The following is a 2,253-nucleotide window of genomic DNA, read 5'->3' as shown; positions in this document are numbered from 1 at the left end:
CTGCAGGCGGTTGCCGAGGAAGATGTCTCCCTGAAGATCCCGCATACCGGCATGAACAACGAAGTGGGCATGATGGCGAAGGCGACGCAGTCGCTGCAGGAAAAGATCCGGGAACGCCACGCGATGTCCGATCGCGAGGCTGCCCAGCAGCTGGCTCTCGAGAGCGAGCGCGAAAGCAACCTGCGCCATCAGCAGGACGAAGCCTCGCTGCAGGCCCGCGTCGTCAGCACCATCGGCCAGGCGCTGGAACAGATCGCCCGCGGCGACCTGACGGTTCGTTGCGCCGATATCGGCCAGAAATACGCGGCACTGCGTGACAACTTCAACGATGCGCTCTCGCATCTGGAAGCTGCCATGGCCCAGGTCAGCGCCAAGGGCGGTGACATCGGTGTGGCCAAGGAAGAGATCCGCCGTGCCTCCAACGAGCTGTCGCAGCGCACCGAGCGCCAGGCCGCCAGCCTGGAAGAAACCTCGGCTGCTCTCGATGAGCTGACCGTCGCCGTTCGCCAGACCGCCGATGGTGCGCATGAAGCCAGCAAGCGGGTTCACTCGGTCTCGACCGAAGCCACCCACAGCGATGCGATCGTCACCCAGGCGATCGAAGCCATGAGCGGCATCGAGAAGTCCTCGTCCGAGATCACCAAGATCATCGGCGTCATCGACGAGATCGCCTTCCAGACGAACCTGCTGGCGCTCAACGCCGGTGTCGAGGCAGCACGAGCCGGCGAAAGCGGCAAGGGCTTTGCCGTCGTCGCTCAGGAAGTGCGCGAACTGGCCCAGCGCTCGGCTGCTGCCGCCAAGGAGATCAAGGATCAGATCGCCCGTTCGTCCAGCCAGGTCGACCATGGTGTCCGCCTCGTCGGCGAGGCAGGCGAAGCGCTGAAGCGCATCTCCGACCAGATCAAGGCTGCCAACGAGATCGTCGCCAAGATCGCCCACAGCGCCTCCGAGCAGGATACGACGCTGCGCTCGATCTCGTCTTCGATGAACCAGCTCGATGCCGCCACCCAGCAGAACGCCGCCATGGCCGAAGAGACCACGGCATCGGCTGAAACACTGGCTGCCGATACCGACGAGTTGCTGAACCTCATCCGCGGCTTCCGCATCGGCAATGCCGCTGCGGCTCCGGTCATGCATCAGGGTCGCCGCGCCGCTTAAAGACGGGACGACTGCAAGCCTTTTCATCACCAAAATATTAGCGGACCGCCGGATGAATATCCGGCGGTTTTGCTTTTGGCGCACCCCCAGATTTGTAGGGAAATTTTGTCTAAAATCTAATAAAATTAAAGCTTTATTATAGGATGAATGCCAATCGTAGCGAACCGGTCGCAGCATGTTCTTTTAGCAGCGGTAGATGCGTCGCCTTTATCCGGCGCGCTCGCACAGGCGGTAGAAAACCGCACCGGAATGCAGCCACCCATTCCCGTTGCGAGGCATCATGAAAAATTTGAAAATATCGAAACAGCTTATATTGCTGGTCGTCGGTCTGATGATCGCGTTTGCGATCGCAACCACCCTCCAGGTCCGCTCCTCGGTCAATGCGATCTACAAGGAGCGCTACGACATGCTGCGTTCGGAGGTCCAGTCCGCCGTCTCCGTTCTCAAGCTCTATCAGGCAAAGGTGACTTCAGGCGAACTGAAGCTGGAAGACGCCCAGAAGCAGGCCTATTCCACCCTGAACGCCATGAAATACGACCCCGACGGTTATTTCTTCGGCTACAGCTACGACATCCAGATGATGTTCCACTACGACGCCTCAAAGGTCGGGCAGATCAACAAGGGTCAGCCGGACAGCAAGGGCAAGCTCTATCGCGAAGAGCTGGTCAAGGTTGGGCAGCAGGGCGGCGGTCTCGTCGAATATTATTCCACGGCCAAGCCGGGACAGCCCGTTGGTGACTATCGCAAGACGGCCTATGCACTGGCCTTCGACCCTTGGAAGGTCGTCGTCGTCACCGGCGTCTACATGGACGATCTCGATGCCCAGGTGAACGACAAGATCCTGTCTGCACTATCCGGCAGCATCGTGCTGTTCTTTGTCGCCATCGTGGCCGCCTATCTGGTCATCCGTGGCATATCGAACCCGCTTAAGGACGTTCACACGGCGCTGCAGGCGGTTGCCGAGGAAGATGTCTCCCTGAAGATCCCGCATACCGGCATGAACAACGAAGTGGGCATGATGGCGAAGGCGACGCAGTCGCTGCAGGAAAAGATCCGGGAACGCCACGCGATGTCCGATCGCGAGGCTGCCCAGCA

Annotated in this window: 2 protein-coding genes; both read left to right on the top strand. The window is 60.0% G+C overall.

Features of this window, described 5'->3' with window-relative positions; all coding sequences use genetic code 11:
• On the top strand, nt 1–1,158 hold a 1,158-nt coding region (locus AC1DF8_RS36190; RefSeq protein WP_162730067.1), incomplete at its 5' end, for a methyl-accepting chemotaxis protein.
• 280 nt (nt 1,159–1,438) lie between these two features.
• The coding region (locus AC1DF8_RS36185) for a cache domain-containing protein (RefSeq protein WP_478157606.1) at nt 1,439–2,253 on the top strand (815 nt) is incomplete at its 3' end.

This window comes from Rhizobium sp. 05N49 (assembly GCF_056396805.1).
This window is presented reverse-complemented; position numbering and strand designations above follow the sequence as displayed.